The sequence below is a fragment of the Aquitalea sp. USM4 genome, from assembly GCF_004328945.1.
In the GTDB taxonomy this organism is placed as follows: domain Bacteria; phylum Pseudomonadota; class Gammaproteobacteria; order Burkholderiales; family Chromobacteriaceae; genus Aquitalea; species Aquitalea pelogenes.
On sequence record NZ_CP029539.1, the window covers coordinates 3,859,262 to 3,875,580 of the forward strand.

A 16,319-nucleotide genomic window follows, 5' to 3' on the forward strand; every position below is an offset into this window, starting at 1 on the left:
CTTCACCGTCCCTGGCCCTTGAACGCGACAAGGCCCGGCAATGCCGGGCCTTGTTGTTTGCTGCCGGTCAGACTGGCGGCGCCAGCCTGACCGTGCCGTTGCCATCACACCATGAAGTAAATCAGCGCCGCTTCACCCAACACCCCGATCACCGTGCCTACCAGTACAGAATGCGAGGCATGCAGCGCATAGGTCTGGTTGCGCACGGCAAACATCGAGGCCGCAATGGCGGTGGGCACCGCCCCGACAATCAGCGCCTGCTTGGCAAACTCCGCATCCACGCCAAACAGGAAGATGCCCAGCAGCATTAGGGCCGGTTGCAGGAAGTTCTTCATCGCCACATTGCCCACCACATGGCCGTTAAAGCTGGGCTTTTCACCGCAGAACATCAGGCCCAGCGCCAGCAGCGACACCCCACCGGCCGCCTTGGCCAGCATGTCCACGCTTTCCTGTACCGCAGCGGGCAGATGCAGGTGATTGAAGCTGAGTACCACCCCCAGGATAGGCAACCAGACAATCTGGTTGGACAGCGTCTTGACCAGGCTTTGCTTGAGCATGGCCACCATGCCGTCATCGTCCCCCGTATCCGCCATTTCACCGCAGCGGCACAGCACGATGGTAAGCGGCAGGATGACAAAGCTGGTGATCAGGTTGCCAATCAGCACGGCAATGAAACCCTGCGGACCGCACACTTGCTGCAGGATGGGCGCGCCAAAATAGGCCATGTCGGGAAAGGTACATACCAGTGCCTGGATGGCGCTGGTTTTCAGCCCCTGCCGGTAGTAATAACGCCCGGCCAGCAAGGCCAGTACATAGGTGCCGACAAAGCCGAAAGTCATGCACAGGATGAAAGGCAGGTTCTGGATGCGCTCCGGCGGCGTCTTCAACGCGCCGATAAACAATGAACAGGGCAAGGCATAACGCATCACCAGCGTTGCCATCACCCCCACATCCGCCTGACGGAAATAGCCGCGCTGTCCGCCAAACCAGCCCAGCAGCATCAATAGCACCACCGGTAGCAGTGCTGTACTCATGGTTCCCCACATGGTCTTGCTCCTTGATTTCTGTAGTGTGTCTCCCACCCACCGCAGAGCAAGCCCCATGCCACGCAACAGTCACTGCATGTCATTGATTTGAATGAACAATGCCATTGGCAAAACACTAAAAGTACGGCCAGCCGCGAATCCACTGTTTTAAAAGTACGGAAATCCGCACTTTGCCTTTCTGCCAGCCAAATCCCGCAAATCACTACCCCGCGTAAGGTTTTCCGTAAACCGCAGTCCGGCAGAAGCACGGTTTTCCGTTGATCTTGCTCCGCACGGCAACAAGCGACTCATGGTTTTTTCTTTCCATTCAACGCCTTGAAGAATTTTCACTGCGTGGCACGCTCCTTGCAGTAGCACAAGCAACGGCCCGACCAGAGGCAGCACCACATGCCGCCACTGGCCGCAACCCAAGCTTGAGGACAATCCCATGAGTGAAACCATCCGCATCAGCATTGATGGCAAGGTGGTGGATGCCACACCCGGCAACTCCATCCTGCACACCCGCCTGGAAGGCGATTCGCCACTCACCGCCAATATCGGCTGCATGGGCCAGGGCGTGTGCGGTTCCTGCCGCTGCCTGGTCCGCAAGGCCGGTGAGCGTAGTGCCGAAACCCGCCTGGCCTGTGAAACCACGGTAGAGGACGGCATGCAGGTCAGCTTTATCGACTACTACCTGCCCGACCACGTCCACCACTACCGCCCGCATGATTTGCGTGATGGCTGGCAGGCCCTGCCCCAGCTGCAGCAAACCTTTCCGGAGCTCGCCCACTGCCGCCACTGCAGCGGCTGCGACCGCGCCTGCCCACGGCATATACCGGTTCAGCAAGGCATGGCACTGGCGGCCAGCGGCCAGTTGCAAGCCGCCGCCGCGCTGTTTGACACCTGCATCATGTGCAATCTGTGCACCCTGGCCTGCCCGGAAAACATCCGGCCCAATCATGTCGGCCTTTACCTGCGCCGCGCCCAGGCCATCCAGAACCTGCGCCCGGGCGATCTGCTTCGCCGCCTGGAACAACAAGCCCGTGGCGAGCTGGCCATCAACACCCGCAGCGACACCCCCAGGAGCGAAGCATGAACAGCGCCATTCCCTATGCCCAAGCCCTGGCCAATCTGACCGCCCATGCCCAGCCACCGCTGCGCCCCGCCGACCTGTCGCGCAGCGCGCTGCTGGCGCAATACCACCCGGACAGCGACAGCAATGCCAGCACCTTGCTGCAAATCGGCCCCAGCCGCGGCCAACCCTGCCACCCGCAACTGGCCGCCTTGCTGCAAAGCAATGCGCTGATCGACGGCTTCGACCTGGCCGGTGCCGAACAGCGCAGCACCGATGTACTGGTGATTGGTGGCGGCGGTGCCGGTGCGGCCGCCGCGCTGACCGCCGCGCGCAGCGGCGCGCAAGTGATGCTGGCCAGCAAGCTACGACTGGGCGACAGCAATACCGTCATGGCCGAAGGTGGCATCCAGGCCGCACTGGCGGCCAGCGACAGCCCGCAACAACACTTTGACGACGCCATGCGTGGCGGCCACAAATGTGCCAATCCGCAATTGCTGGCGCAAATGGCCAGCGATGCACCCGGCGTCATCCGCTGGCTGATTGAACTGGGCATGCATTTTGATCTGGAAGACCCGCTCAACGACGGTGGCAAGCTGCGTTACAAGCAAGCCGGTGGCTGCAGTCAGCCACGCATCCTGTGCTACCGCGATTACACCGGGCTGGAGATGATGCGCGTGCTGCGCGAAACCGTGGAACTGGACCCGGCCATCACCCTGCTCAACCGCTGCCCGGTGGTGGAGCTGCTGTCACACGAGGACGGCAGCTGCGCCGGGGCCGTGCTGTACGACCTGGAATACCAGCGCTTCATGGTGGTATCCGCCCGGCAAACCATTCTGGCCACCGGAGGTTGCGGCCGGCTGCACCTGCAAGGCTTTCCCACCTCCAACCACTACGGCGCCACCGCCGACGGGCTGGTGCTGGCCTACCGACTGGGTGCTAGCTTGCGTGACATGGACGCCTTCCAGTACCACCCCACCGGCGTGGCCTGGCCGGCACGACTGCGTGGCGGGCTGATATCCGAAGCTGCCCGCTCCGGCGGTGCCTTGCTGGTCAACGGTCTGGGCGAGCGTTTTGTCGAAGAACTGGCCCCGCGCGACGTGGTAAGCGCTGCCATCCTGCGCGAATGCGCCGCCGGGCGCGGCATCGAACGCAATGGCCAGATCGGCGTGTTTCTGGACACCCGCACACTGGGGCCGGGACTGGCACAACGCCTGCCTGCCTTGCAGCACCTGGCCGACAAATGCGGCATAGACCCCAGCCGCGAGCCCATGCTGATCTACCCCACCCTGCACTACCAGAACGGCGGCGTCATCATCGACGGCAACGGCCAGACCGAAGTCCCCGGTCTGCTGTGTGCCGGTGAAATCACCGGCGGCATTCATGGCCGCAACCGGCTGATGGGCAATGCGCTACTGGATATCCTGGCTTTTGGCCGTCGCGCCGGACGCCAGGCCGCCCGGCTGGCGCAAGCCGCCCGCCACAAGTCATCGCTTCCGCCCCTGCGCGGCGGCATCGAACACGTCTACCGCTGGCAGCGCCAGCTGGCACTGGCCGGGCTGGACGCCAGCGTTCAAGCCCCCTTGCTCTATCCGGGACAGGCCCGCCTCGCCCTGCATCGCCCCACCAGCCCGCGCGCCCAGGAGAAATGATCATGGAAAAACTCAATCAGGTACTACTCAACCCGGCAGTGCAGGTAGGCCCAAACCTTGACGCCTGGCTGCAGACAGGGGGCGGACTTGGCCTGCAAGCGGCGCTCAGTGCCCGCAGCACCATCATCCGCCAGATTGCCGACGCCGACCTGCGCGGCATGGGCGGTGCCGGCTTCCCGGCCTGGCGCAAATGGGAAGCCACCGCCAATGCCGTGGGCGACAGCAAATACGTGGTGTGCAATGGCAATGAGGACGAACCGGGCACCTTCAAGGACCGCACCTTGCTCAGCGCATCGCCCCATCAGGTAGTGGAAGGCGCGCTGATTGCCGCGCTGGCCGTGCGCGCCGCCTGCGTCATCTTCTACATCAACCCTCACCAGGGCCAAAGCATGCAGCACATGCAACTGGCAGTCAGCCAATGGCAACACAGCGCCCTGTTGCAACAGCTGGAGCAGACCCTGGGCCACCCGCTGGAAATCAAGGTGGTGGCCAGTTCCGGCCGCTATATCGGCGGCGAGGAAACCGCCGTGGTGGCCTCGCTGGAAGCCGGCTTCCCCTTCCCGCGCAAAAAGCCGCCCTTCCCGGCAGAACAGGGCATCAACGGCCAGCCCACGCTGATCAACAATGTGGAAACCCTGGCCAATGTCAGCCACATCCTGCGCCATGGTGCCGACTGGTACCGCGCACTGGGCGTAGGCAAGGCCAGCGGCACCAAGCTGTACTCGCTGTCCGGCGACGTACTGCGCCCCGGCCTGTACGAGCTACCCATGGGCAGCAGCCTGCAGGAACTGGTGTTCCATTACGGCGGCGGCATGCTGCAGGGCAAGGCCTTCAAGGCCGTGTTTACCGGCGGCCCGTCCAACACCCTGCTCACCGCACGCGACCTGGACGTGGCACTGGATTTCGACTCGGTATGGCTGCGCCATTCGCGGCTGGGCACCGGGGCGATGATTGTCATCTCCGAAGGCAGCAGCATCATCCGCAAGGTGGCGGAATACATCGACTTCTTTGCCAAGGGCTCCTGCGGCCAGTGCCCGTCCTGCAAATGCGGCACCTTCCAGCTGGCCCGCCTGCTGGACCGGGTGGACGGCGGCCGCCACAGCCCTGCCGACCTGGATGCACTGCAACACCTGTGCCAGATCCTGCCCGGCAGCGGCCGCTGCGGGCTGATAGACGGTGCTGTCACCGTGGTGAAAAGCTCGATGCACACCTTCCCGCAAGAATACGGCCTGACGGCACCGGCAGAGGCCTGAGCCGACCCAGCCTGAAACCAGACACGCCGGCAGCCAGCCGCTGCCGGACCAACAACAGTAATGGAACAAGACCATGCGCCAAGCAAGCATCGCCGGCAGCACCCCGGCACTACGTTTTCTGCTGGATAACAAGGTGGATTTCAGCTGCCATGCCTACAGCTATGAAGAACACGGCGGCACCGCCACCCCGGCACGCGAACTGAAGGTGGACGAACACGCCGTCATCAAGACCCTGCTGTTTGAAGATCAGGACGGCCTGCCGCTGGTGGTGCTGATGCACGGAGACCGCAAGGTATCGGCCAAGGAACTGGCCCGCCAGCTGCCCTGCAAGAAAGTGCAGCCCTGCAAGCCGGACATTGCCAACCGCCACTCCGGCTATCTGGTGGGCGGTACCAGCCCCTTCGCCACCCGCACGCCCATGCCGGTTTACATGGAAGCCAGCATTCTCAATTTACCCAGGGTGTACATCAACGGCGGCCGCCGCGGCCTGCAAGTGGCCATGTCCCCGCTGGACATCGGCCGCCTGCTGCAAGCCCGCTGCGTGGAGGTGGCGCTGGAGAAATAACACCAGCCATAACAGCAGCAATTGGTACGCTTGCGTTTATCACGATGCTGGCGTACCACCTGCCAAGCAGCCGGATGGCATCAGAAGACAAACCACTTTAGCCCCAGCGTGAAAGAACTGCGCAGCAACCAGCCAAACTCCTGAGTCGCCCCGCCCAGACTACGACTGGCATGGACAAATCCGCTCAGGTAGCGATTGAGGCTTTTTTCATAATATGCGGCGATATTGACACTGTGATCATCCAGATTGCGGGTCAGCTCCAGTCGCCAGAATTGATTGCTGTCCTGCACATTACTATTCAAACCAAGCCAAAGATAATTTCTCCCCCACAAACCGGCATCATCCGCAGCAGCCATTGCCAGCCCGCCCTTTGCACGCCGATCCAGTATTTGCCGGCCATTCATCCGTCCCCAGTCGCTATGTCCATGCAGATACTCGGCGGTCAGTACCTGACCGCCCATAAAGGTATAAGACAGACCCAGCAACTGACTGGACATCTCACCCTGCGGCCTGCTCATGCGCCCTGCTTCGGCATATACCAGCCATGCGTCGCCGACTGAACGCTGCATGAAACCGCCAACAAAGCTGATATTCGACGCAGTCGCAAACTGTTTTGCCAGATTAATGCTCAGCAGGCTGTCAGCGGTCTGATAATCCAGTTTCAGCTGAGACACATTCTGGTAATTCAGCGTATCGTCCACCGCCGACGATGCATAAACATAAGCCAGCGTTGCTGTCAGTGCATCCATCGCATAACTGTAGCGCAGCATATCCAACCCGGAGAGCAGGCTTAAAGGGTCAGTCTTGCTGGCATCAAAATATACCGGACTGCTGGGAGAGCGAAAGGTAGCAGGCCCCCAGGTAAATACCTCGCGGCCCAGCAAGAAGGTATTTGCCCCTCCATTCCAACGCCAGAATGCCTGATCCAGCTTGATATCCGTCACATCATAACTTGCAGCACTTCCTGGATAAGCAGCTGTATCATGTTCAAATACTCTCTCCTGCCAGCGCAGCCTGGGCTGTAACAGCAGTGTTTGCTGCCCATCATCCACACGCCACTTGCCACGCATATCCGCCACCGACCACTGCCGAGGATAATTGACCAGCCTGTTATCCGGGTTATAAAACCCATCATGCCGAACTGCCGAACCGCTGGTATAAAACAGGTTTTCCAGAGAATACGAAAACGATGGCGCAGCTTCAGGCTCTGCTACCGGCGCATGCAGTTCTGTTGCACGGGACGGTGTGGATGACAAACCAAGCGTCAGCAGGATAAGAAAAACATGCAGTAATGTCATTGCAAATTCATGACATTGAACATGGCTGGAGGAATGGATTGAATCTTGACATTCTTGTAAACCAAGGTGGTATTGGCATCGGTCAATGCATCCTTGATGATCATTTCATCGACAAATGGAATTACCTTTCCGTCAACCTTGATTTTGTTCTGATAAGAGAAGGTTGCCGTCTTCAATGGTTTGCCGCCCAAAGATAAAAATACGGCACGCACTGCCAGACCGGTGTCCTTGACAATCCAGTAATCAATCCTGGCATAAGTCGATTGCGCATTGACGGATTTCAAATCAAGCCGATAACAGGGCTTACCTGTACACTCTTCAATTCCGACCAGGTTTGCCGCATAATCCTTGGCATAGTTTGTCGCTGCGACATCGCCAATAGCGGCCTGACCGGTAAAACGCTGCCTTGGTGAAATGGCGACCGGTTTTTTCAAGCCAGGCTTGCTTAACCACATATTGCGTTCTACTTGCAACATTTTGGAGGCTTTGACATTTTCGGGATAAGTCACCTCCACCAGGCTGGCATTCTGATTGGCCTTGACAATCATTTTCTGGTCCGTCTGCTTGTCCATGCCGCTGCCAGTGCTATGCGTGCTTACTTCCCAGCTCAGGCCTGCGATATCCCCGCCGCCGCGGGCAAGGTCCGACCCTTTTAGCAGGGCTGCCACATCAATCGGCTCGGAGATGGCAGCCATACCTGACTGTGCATATGCAGCCAATATAAAACAGAATGCCATTTGATATTTTTTCATTACACATGCCCTAGTGATTCGACAATTGAACGATAAGCAGCTTTATAGGCGGGCAGCAACGCGGCGAATAATGCAAGCAAGGTAATGGCACCAGCAGCAACTGCACTTCTAAACCAATCCACCCCGATATACAAAGGCACCGCCACGGTATTGGCTGGTGGAACATAAGTAATGCCGGATCCATTTACCCCGGCACGCACCAGTACCATCAGCACGGCGCCCAGTAACAGACCAAGAAACACCAGAATAAAAGCCTCGTACATGAAAAGGGTGATCACGCCGTGACGCCGCACACCAATGGCACGTAATGTCCCGATTTCCCTTGTTCTTTCCACGACAGACATGGTGACCGAATTGGCGATGGATAGCACCACGATCGCCACCACCACACACAGGATCAAGGTAAAAATCATGTCATACATTGTCTTTACCTGCCGGTAAAATACCGACATTTCCTGCCATGTCCTCACTTGTAGCTGCAACCCGGCAGCCTTGAACCTGCTTTCAAGCCGCGCTTTCAGGGCATTCATATAGGCAGCGTCAGGCGGAATACTTTCAAATGCCCAGCGAAATACATCTCTTTTTGCTTCGTCATTTAGTTCGGGCAGCAACACGGTCAGATAATCAGCCCGACCGGCAGCGTCCAGCAATGTCTGCGCCATGGCCAAGGGCAGGGTAACTGCCTTGTCATTCGTAGCAATATTGCCGGTATTGACGATTCCGATTACATCCAGGTCCAGCGCATTGGCCTGTCCATTAACGGTACTGACCAGGATGGATGCAAAATTGTTGACTTTCAGCCCCAGCATGCCTGCCAAGCCCTCGGCCACCACCCCGCCCATCGGCTTGTCATTATCCAGCATGCCATGTCGGGTTTTGAATGGCCCAAGTAAGCGGTGCTGATCTTCCGGCGTAATACCATTGGCTATAAAAATGCTGCTATTCACCCCATTGGAGAGCAAACCGGCCAACTGCAGACGTGGTATTACATCCGCTTTGGGGAGTGCATCTTGTACAATCTGCCGCACCTTGTTTACCTCCTCCGGGGTAAACAAGTATTTGCCAGGATCCAGCTTGCCTTTGACTTCCCAATCCAGCCGATTCAAAACCAGATGGCCCACGCCCTCGGCATAAATGGCGGTATTACCCAAACCGGCATAAATGGCATGGGTATAGCCTGCAAAAATGGCAATGGCGGCAAAGCCGAAGGTCAAACTACTGATTGTCACCATGCTGCGACGTCGATTGCGCCATAAATTGCGCCACGCCAGGCCCACAAGTTTCATTGCACTCCCCCCTTGCACCTTCTACCCATCACGAGCATGAAACCACGCCATCCACCAACCTTAATTTTCGTGGCACACGATCAAGCAAACGTGGATCATGGGTGGTGAAAATACAGCTGGTTTTCATTTCAAGATTGATGGATTCAATCAGATTGATCACTTCGTGACTGGTATTGGAATCCAGATTGGCAGTGGGTTCGTCCGCAATCAACAGCAATGGGTCGGTCACCAATGCCCTGGCAATGGCAACACGTTGTTTCTGCCCACCGGAAAGATGATCCGGCCTGAGTGTGCAGAATTCCATCAGGCCCAGTTTATCGAGAATACCTAGCGCTTTTTCTTTGGCTGGCCGAACTGGCATGCCTTGCACCTGCAAGGGCAGCATGACATTCTCAAGTGCAGTCAGTACCGGCAGTAAATTAAAATTCTGAAATACAAATCCAATCTTGCGACTACGCCAATCGGACAAATCATTATCAGACAAGGCCTCTATCTGCCGGCCATCAAAGGTCAATGCTCCTGCCGTGGGCGTATCTATCAATCCAAGAATATTAAGCAAGGTGGATTTGCCACTGCCTGACGGCCCCCAGATCACCATGTAGTCGCCACGCTCTATTTGTAAATCAACACCCCGCAGAGCATGGATATGCTGACTGCCAACCCGGTATTCTTTTTCAACACCTTCAAGCTTGAATAATGGAATATCACTAGCCATATCTGCCTTTCGCCATACAGACCCTTCCCCTCACCAAACAAACGCGCTTGCGCGGTGAGCGGAATCAGGCATTGCCTGCCCGCGCAAGCAATGCCAACCCGCTTCTATCCAACCCTGCGGTCACTCTATTTGACGTGGGCAGGACCGTCTGTCGTGGTTTCGTCGGCCTGGGCCTGGGCATTGCGTAGAGCTTGCCTGGCCTTTTCCGCCTCCACCATGCGTGGTAGCAAACGGGCTGCCAATGCAGCCAAGCCGCCACCGCGATTGAATTCCAGCACAGACAATTCCACCCCAAGCACGGTGGTCAAACTAAGGTTCAGCTCGACCGCCATCAGGGAGTCCATGCCCAATTCCGACAAGGGCGTGTGAATGTCTATGCTGTCGGCAGCAATCCCCATGACCGACGAAATATGCTTGATAAGGACTGCAATCAAGGCGTCGACTCTTTCTGCATCGGGTAGCGCCATGATTTCCTTGAGCACGGCATTGCCACTTCCCATTCCGGCAGCCGCCTTGTTGACGATGTCTGCAAAACGGGTCGTGCCAGCTGAAGCACCATAAGCCTGTCCCCACACGCCCCAGTCCACCTTGCAGATCATGGCATGCCCGACACCGCTGGCGATGACGTAGTCCATGTAGTCTGTCGCATGGTCCATATCAATCAGATGCAGCCCCATCATGGCCAGATAGCGTGCAACTTCGTCCGAGGCTTCGGCCATGCCTCCACCACCCAGTGCTCCCCAGTTAATGGCTGTCACCGCTTGCCCCTGGGCTTTCAGATAATCGGCAAGACTATCCAGCATGGTATTGGCCGCGGCATACGATGTTTGTGGCACGGTTCCATTGATGGCAGTTATCGAGGAATACAATACGAAGTAATCCAGACTGATTTTTTCTGCCTGTATTGCACGGTGCAAATTGATGGCGCCCAAGGCTTTTGGTGCCAGCACATGACGCATGACCTGCTCGGTCAAGCCACTGAACGGACCGTCCTGTACCACGCCCGCCGCATGAAACACACCGCGTATCGGTGGCAATTGCCGCCCGCTGGTTGCCATCCAGCTGGATAGCTGGTCCAGATTGGCAATATCCAGCCTGGCAGTCACTACATTCACACCAGCGGCTTCCAGTGCGGCCAATGCCAACTTTTGCTCGCTGGTGACAGCACCGCTGCGCCCCATCAGCACCAGGTGCCGGGCTCCTTTTCTCATCAGCCAACGTGCGGTGGCCAGTCCAAAGGCACCAAAGCCGCCGGTAATCAGGTAACTGGCATCCGGGTGTATTGCTGTTGCAGGAATTTGCGGTTTGATCAACACATCGGCATCGCGAAAATCAAGCATGACCCGGCCAATATGACTTGAGCGCTGCACCATGTGGAAGGCTTCATCCATGCGTGACAATGGCAGCAAATGCGTGGGTAAGGGCTGGTATTTTTCCGAACGGATCATGGCCACGATCTCGTCCTGCAACTGCCTGACCAGTTCGGGCGCACTCGCACTCATCCTGTCGATATCAACCGAAATGAAGGACAGATTCTTCTCGAATGGCGACAGCGATAACTGGCGGGAAGTGAAAATATCCAGCTTGCCTATTTCCACCACACGGCCAAACTCTGCAGCCACTTTCAGATTGGCGGCAATCACTTCGCCTGGCGCGCTACTGATGATGACATCGGCCCCATGCCCGTCAGTCAGGGCAATGATTTCATCAACAAAATTCAGGGTGCGGGAATCAAAGACCTGCTCCGCGCCCATGGCCTTCACCATTTCCCGGCGCTCCGCCGTGCTGGCTGTGGCAAACACTCTTGCACCCGCAGCCTTGGCGGCCATGATGCTGGCCATGCCAACACCGCCAGCCGCACCATGGACCAGGACAATTTCTCCGGCCTGCACCCTGGCAGCGTGGAAAATGCTGTACTGGGCGGTCAGCAAGGGCACCATGGCACTGAAAGCAGTAATGGGAATGGCAGGGTCCCTGCTGACAAAAAATCCATTATCAAGCCGGGTGGTGACATAGCGCTGCGCCATGCCCTTGCAGCCAAAAATCAAGGCATCGCCAACCCGGACATCATGCACATCCGGCCCGACCCGGCTGACCACACCGACGCCACTCATGCCCACCGTTGTACCAAAATAGGTTGAGCCAAGTTCTTTTTCGCCCAGCAGCCCAATCGCCTTCATGGCGTCCTTGTAATTCAACTCCAGCGCATCCAGCCTTAATTCAATCTCGCCGGATTGTGGTGCCTGGCGTGGAATGGCTCTGAGTGCAAGGTCGCTCAGCAACCTGGAAGCCGGAAATTCAATGGCAAAGTTTGCCTCCGGATCACGCAACGGCTGTGCTTCTTCCAGCTGCGCCTTATGGTCGGCAAAATTCTGTTTCAGTCGCTGCACATACGCCACGCCATCACGCATCATCACTTCATCTGCTTCTGGCGCACGCACTTCCAAGCGCACCAGCAGGTCATGCAAGGCGATGAAACCGGGGAGACGGTCATAATCCAGCAAGCGCCAGCGCAAGGCTGAATACTCATTGCGCAATACCCGGCGCACCCCCAGCAATGGAGACTGATTCAGGCATGGCACCTGATCATTGCTGATTGCCAGCGCATTACTGGTAACAAGCACTCCGCGAACCTGTGGCACGGTGCCGTGGGTATCCTCTTGGGCAGCCAGGACTTCCTGGGTGGCAATGGCCGCGCCCACCAGTGCCGCCATTGCCGTAAGCGCCCGATCCATGTCAAACGGGTTCGGGTCAATGCGGCCATCTACATGCCTTGTGTGGCTGGCTTCTCCGTCCCCGGCGGAGCAGATCAGCACGGTAATGGACATGCCCTGAACCTCCCTCAACAGTGCATGCAGTTGCGGGGCCAGCAAATCAGCGGCTTTTGCCGGTTCCTGCTCGGCCAAGCGCACATAGCGCATGGGCATGGCACTGGTTTCTTGCTGTGCCCAGTGGCTACGGTCCTGCCCCGTATCCACAATCAGATAAGCCATACGGGCCGGGGCGGCTGCCTCCTCGTCCGGCTCGCCGGGCGGATCCAGTGCCAGGGGTTCGGATAGCAGTTGATACCAGAGGGGTTCCAGCTCGTTGGCAATGGATTGACGGGGAGAAATCGGGCGGAACTGCACCCGTGACAACTCCAGCACGCTGTCTCCATCCGCTGTCGCCAGCAGGATGTCGGCCACCATATCGGATTCGCCATGCCGCGGGGTCAGCCTGGTGACCAATACCTGCACACTGGACGGCAAGGGCCCGAACTGGCGGACCGATTGCACGGCTGCAGGCACCACCGGGCCACTGGCCTTTTCGCTCGCCAGCAAGGCCCAGGCGGCCATGCATTGCAAAGCACAGTCCACCACGGCGGGATGGGCCTGGTGACGATCTGACGCAATACCATCCAGACGGGCCAGAATGGTGTTCTCGCCAACCTCGGCTTGCACGATGCGGCGGAAAGCAGTGCCGTAATGCAGGCCGATTTGCTCCAGGCGTGCATATAGCTCCTCGCCGCTGACGGTAAGGCGCTCCTCCTGTGCCAGCATGTCTGCCTGTGTGTGCAATACCCGGTTTGGCGCGTAAGCGGACTGGACGATTCTGCCCCTTGCCCGTAGCGCCCAGCCAGCTTCGTCGTCATTGCGGCTGCGAATGAAGAAATCACCACTGCCCTCGTCCACTGACAGGCGCAGCATGGGTGCTTCGTGCGTGGCAATGACCAGCGGAGAAATGAATGCAACATCCTCCAGCACCACCTGTTCAGCACCATGCAGCTGGGCTGCTGCAGCCAGTGCCGCATCAAGATAAGCAGCACCAGGCAGCAAGGTAGCGCCCGCCACTACATGGTCGTGCAGCCATGGCAAGGCGCCGACACTCAGGTCGCACTCCCACTCCGGCGAACTGGACTCGGTACGGAAGCCTGGCAATACCTTCTTGTCGACATCTCCCAGGCGGTCGCGACGCATCAGTGCTTCCTCGCTCCACAAATGCACGCGCTGGAACTGGTGACACGGCAAATCCTGCTGGCTGACGGCCCCGGTGATACCACCCGGCGGCTGTGCTCCGTCCAGCGCGCCCATGGTGTAGAGTTCAGCCAGCGCCTGACGGATGCTGGCGACATCTGGCTGCTCACGACGCAGGGTGGAAACGCAGCGACCGGTTTCCCCTTTGCTGGCAATGACTTGCAATACATTGCTGCTCAGGGTTGGGTGCGGCCCCAGCTCCAGAAAGGCCTGATAACCATCGGCCAATAAAGAGGAAACCGCGTCAGCAAAATAAACCGGCTGTCGGACATTGCTGAGCCAGTAGCTTGCGTCCCACAGGCTTTCCGGCCCGACTTGCCGGCCCGTGACCGTGGAATAAAGCGCAATGGAAGGCTGGCGAGGTTGAATGTCGGCCAGTACCGTGGCCAGCTCCTCCAGAATGGGCTCCATCAGGAAGCTGTGATATGGCACCTCGACACGGAGCATGCGGTTGAACACTTGTTCCTGATTCAGCGCTTCGGCCAGATCAAGCAACTGGACGGTATTACCCGCCAGTGTCACCCCGGCCGGGCTGTTGATGGCAGCTATTTCAACGCCAGCCATACCCTGCAAGCGTTCGCGGGCAGCCGCCTCGGACATGCCCACGGCCAGCATGCTGCCAGTTCCTGCCATGCGGCCTTGCAGTCTGGAACGGTGATAGGAAACTTTGACTGCATCTTGCAGGCTCAGCATGCCGGACAAATACGCGGCACTCACCTCACCCACGCTATGCCCCACAATCGCTGCCGGCCGCACGCCAAGGGTTTCCAGCTCTGCTGCCAACGCTATTTGCAGCAGAAAGTTTGCCGGCTGAGCCACTTCGGTACGCGCCATTTTCGAATGTGCCTCATCCGTCATCAAAGCATCGATGATGGACCAGCCAGCCAACGGCCTGAAAATGGCATCAATTTCCCTGGCCACCTCGGCAAAGCGCCCTTCGGCCCGGCATAAATCCCGTGCCATGCCCCACCACTGCGGTCCCATGCCGCTGAAAACAAATACCAGCTGCTTGCCGTTTGGCAATACACGGGCAGCTGCCTTGCCACTACCAGCCTGCACTTCCTCCAGCCGGTTCAGCAGATCTTGCTTGTCTTGATATGGCAGTGCGTAGCGCAAGGGCTGATGAACACGGCGCAGCCAGACTGCATCGGCCAGCGCATCAAGCGCTGCCGTGCCGTCCAAGGTGCTGACTTGTTCTGCCAGTTCCTTGGCAAAGGTACGCACCCCTTCTTCATTACGGCCGGATACCGGGAAAATACGTGCGGAATCCACCCTCGGCCTCTGGCTGTCATCTGCGGCAGTGACTGGCGGAGCTGCCACCAGTACGGCATAGGCATTGCTGCCGCCATAACCAAAACCGTTCACACTGGCAGCAGGCAAGGCGTAGTCGTCCGGAAACGGCTCTAGCTGCTGCGGCACGCTAATCCGGTAATCGTCGAAGGGAATGGCCGGATTCAGCTCATTCAGCCATGCTTGCGGAACAATGGTGCGGTGATGCAGGATCAGCGCCGTCTTGATGACGCTGGCCACTCCGGCTGCGGCTTCGGTATGGCCGATGGAGGCCTTGATGGAACCCACGCGCAATGTATTTTTGCGCCCCGGCACAGCGCCCAGCACTTTGCCAATGGATGCCAGTTCCAGCGGGTCGCCGATTGCCGTGCCAGTACCATGGGCTTCCACATAGCCGATATCCTCCGGGGCCACCCCGGAGCGGGCTGTCACTTCCTGCATCAACGCGGCCTGAGCCTGCGGGTTGGGAACGGTAATGCCGGGGGTGCGGCCATCCTGATTGGAACCTGTCGCCCGGATGACGGCATAAACACGGTCACTCTGTGCCTGCGCCTGATCCAGCCTGCGCAATATGATGACGCCGGCTCCTTCTCCCCGGGCATAGCCATCAGCGTCTTTATCAAAGGTTTTGCAGCGCCCGTCGGCCGCCAGAAAATGGCCCTTGCACATGGAAATGAAGGTTTCGGGGCGAATCATGGCATTCACCCCACCAACAATGGCCATTTCAATTTCGCCTCTTTGCAAGGCAGATACCGCTTCATGCAGTGCCACCAGCGAGGAAGAACAGGCCGTATCTATTGTCATGCTGGGGCCACGCAAATCAAACACATAGGAAATACGATTGGAAAGCATGGTGTAGGTGCTGCTGGTGGGCGTGTGCATGGAAATGGCATGCCGGGCATATTTGGAATGCCGGGCCGCCATATTGTCGGCAGTGAACCCGCCGATATAAACACCAACCGTGCGTCCCGCCACACGACCCGCGTAGCCGGCATCATCCAGCGCCTCTTGCGCCACCTCCAGCAGCAATCTTTGCTGCGGGTCCATGATGGCGGCCTCGCGCGGGGAAATGCCGAAGAACTCCGGGTCAAACTCTTCCAGCGAATCGTGCAGGAAACCTGCTTTTTTTACATACATACGGCCGGGAATTTCCGGGTCAGGGTCATAAAATCGTTCATTACTCCAGCGATCTGGCGGTGTTTCCACCATGCCATCCTGCTTGTTCAGCAACATATTCCATAGATCCGCCGGACTGCGCACACCGCCAGAGAATCGACATCCGATACCAACGATTGCAACCTCCATGACCCGTCCTTTCCTCATCGAAACATCAGCAAAATTTCAAAAATCATTCACTTTCAAAATACTATCCAAACCAGAATTTCACTCTTGGCGCAC

The 16,319-nt window shown here is 58.1% G+C and carries 10 protein-coding genes; 4 read left to right on the plus strand and 6 right to left on the minus strand.

Annotated elements, in window-relative coordinates; all coding sequences use genetic code 11:
- Window positions 1–104 precede the first annotated feature (104 nt).
- Complete coding sequence (locus DKK66_RS17750) at window positions 105–1,034, minus strand: AEC family transporter (RefSeq protein WP_207389810.1); 930 nt, start codon at window positions 1,032–1,034, stop codon at window positions 105–107.
- Window positions 1,035–1,473: 439 nt separating this feature from the next.
- Between DKK66_RS17750 and DKK66_RS17755 the strand changes: the two genes are divergently transcribed.
- From DKK66_RS17755 to DKK66_RS17770, 4 genes are all read left to right on the plus strand, one after another.
- The gene (locus DKK66_RS17755; protein WP_131360195.1) at window positions 1,474–2,121 is read left to right on the plus strand and encodes a 2Fe-2S iron-sulfur cluster-binding protein; all 648 of its coding nucleotides are present in this window, start codon (window positions 1,474–1,476) and stop codon (window positions 2,119–2,121) included.
- Window positions 2,118–3,749 (plus strand): FAD-dependent oxidoreductase, encoded by a 1,632-nt coding sequence (locus tag DKK66_RS17760; protein ID WP_131360197.1) that lies wholly within the window; start codon window positions 2,118–2,120, stop codon window positions 3,747–3,749. The genes DKK66_RS17755 and DKK66_RS17760 overlap by 4 nt, the downstream gene beginning before the upstream one ends.
- A 2-nt stretch (window positions 3,750–3,751) precedes the next feature.
- Window positions 3,752–5,002 (plus strand): NADH-quinone oxidoreductase subunit F, encoded by a 1,251-nt coding sequence (locus tag DKK66_RS17765; protein WP_131360199.1) that lies wholly within the window; start codon window positions 3,752–3,754, stop codon window positions 5,000–5,002.
- 73 nt (window positions 5,003–5,075) lie between these two features.
- Window positions 5,076–5,567: an aminoacyl-tRNA deacylase gene (locus DKK66_RS17770; RefSeq protein ID WP_045844859.1), complete on the plus strand. Its 492-nt coding sequence runs from the start codon at window positions 5,076–5,078 to the stop codon at window positions 5,565–5,567.
- A gap of 80 nt (window positions 5,568–5,647) precedes the next feature.
- Here the strand turns inward: DKK66_RS17770 and DKK66_RS17775 are convergent, their stop codons facing one another.
- The 5 genes from DKK66_RS17775 to DKK66_RS17795 all read right to left on the minus strand — a co-directional run bounded on the left by DKK66_RS17775 (window position 5,648) and on the right by DKK66_RS17795 (window position 16,244).
- Window positions 5,648–6,865: a hypothetical protein gene (locus DKK66_RS17775; RefSeq protein ID WP_131360201.1), complete on the minus strand. Its 1,218-nt coding sequence runs from the start codon at window positions 6,863–6,865 to the stop codon at window positions 5,648–5,650.
- Window positions 6,862–7,617 carry an outer membrane lipoprotein-sorting protein gene (locus DKK66_RS17780; RefSeq protein ID WP_242673516.1) on the minus strand — a complete coding sequence of 252 codons (756 nt, stop codon included), beginning with the start codon at window positions 7,615–7,617 and terminating at the stop codon, window positions 6,862–6,864. Before DKK66_RS17780 ends, DKK66_RS17775 begins: the two co-directional genes overlap by 4 nt.
- Window positions 7,617–8,903 carry an ABC transporter permease gene (locus tag DKK66_RS17785; RefSeq protein ID WP_131360203.1) on the minus strand — a complete coding sequence of 429 codons (1,287 nt, stop codon included), beginning with the start codon at window positions 8,901–8,903 and terminating at the stop codon, window positions 7,617–7,619. Before DKK66_RS17785 ends, DKK66_RS17780 begins: the two co-directional genes overlap by 1 nt.
- 28 nt (window positions 8,904–8,931) lie before the next feature.
- Complete coding sequence (locus DKK66_RS17790) at window positions 8,932–9,618, minus strand: ABC transporter ATP-binding protein (protein ID WP_062790864.1); 687 nt, start codon at window positions 9,616–9,618, stop codon at window positions 8,932–8,934.
- 125 nt (window positions 9,619–9,743) lie between these two features.
- Window positions 9,744–16,244, minus strand: coding sequence for a type I polyketide synthase (locus DKK66_RS17795; protein ID WP_131360205.1), 6,501 nt, complete (start codon window positions 16,242–16,244; stop codon window positions 9,744–9,746).
- Between the last annotated feature and the right edge of the window lie 75 nt (window positions 16,245–16,319).

Bases quoted from the DNA above. Each gene is read 5' to 3' on its own strand.
- DKK66_RS17750 (WP_207389810.1), bottom strand. From the start codon at position 1,034: ATGAGTACAGCACTGCTACCGGTGGTGCTATTGATGCTGCTGGGCTGG.
- DKK66_RS17755 (WP_131360195.1), top strand. From the start codon at position 1,474: ATGAGTGAAACCATCCGCATCAGCATTGATGGCAAGGTGGTGGATGCC.
- DKK66_RS17760 (WP_131360197.1), top strand. From the start codon at position 2,118: ATGAACAGCGCCATTCCCTATGCCCAAGCCCTGGCCAATCTGACCGCC.
- DKK66_RS17765 (WP_131360199.1), top strand. From the start codon at position 3,752: ATGGAAAAACTCAATCAGGTACTACTCAACCCGGCAGTGCAGGTAGGC.
- DKK66_RS17770 (WP_045844859.1), top strand. From the start codon at position 5,076: ATGCGCCAAGCAAGCATCGCCGGCAGCACCCCGGCACTACGTTTTCTG.
- DKK66_RS17775 (WP_131360201.1), bottom strand. From the start codon at position 6,865: ATGACATTACTGCATGTTTTTCTTATCCTGCTGACGCTTGGTTTGTCA.
- DKK66_RS17780 (WP_242673516.1), bottom strand. From the start codon at position 7,617: ATGAAAAAATATCAAATGGCATTCTGTTTTATATTGGCTGCATATGCA.
- DKK66_RS17785 (WP_131360203.1), bottom strand. From the start codon at position 8,903: ATGAAACTTGTGGGCCTGGCGTGGCGCAATTTATGGCGCAATCGACGT.
- DKK66_RS17790 (WP_062790864.1), bottom strand. From the start codon at position 9,618: ATGGCTAGTGATATTCCATTATTCAAGCTTGAAGGTGTTGAAAAAGAA.
- DKK66_RS17795 (WP_131360205.1), bottom strand. From the start codon at position 16,244: ATGAGGAAAGGACGGGTCATGGAGGTTGCAATCGTTGGTATCGGATGT.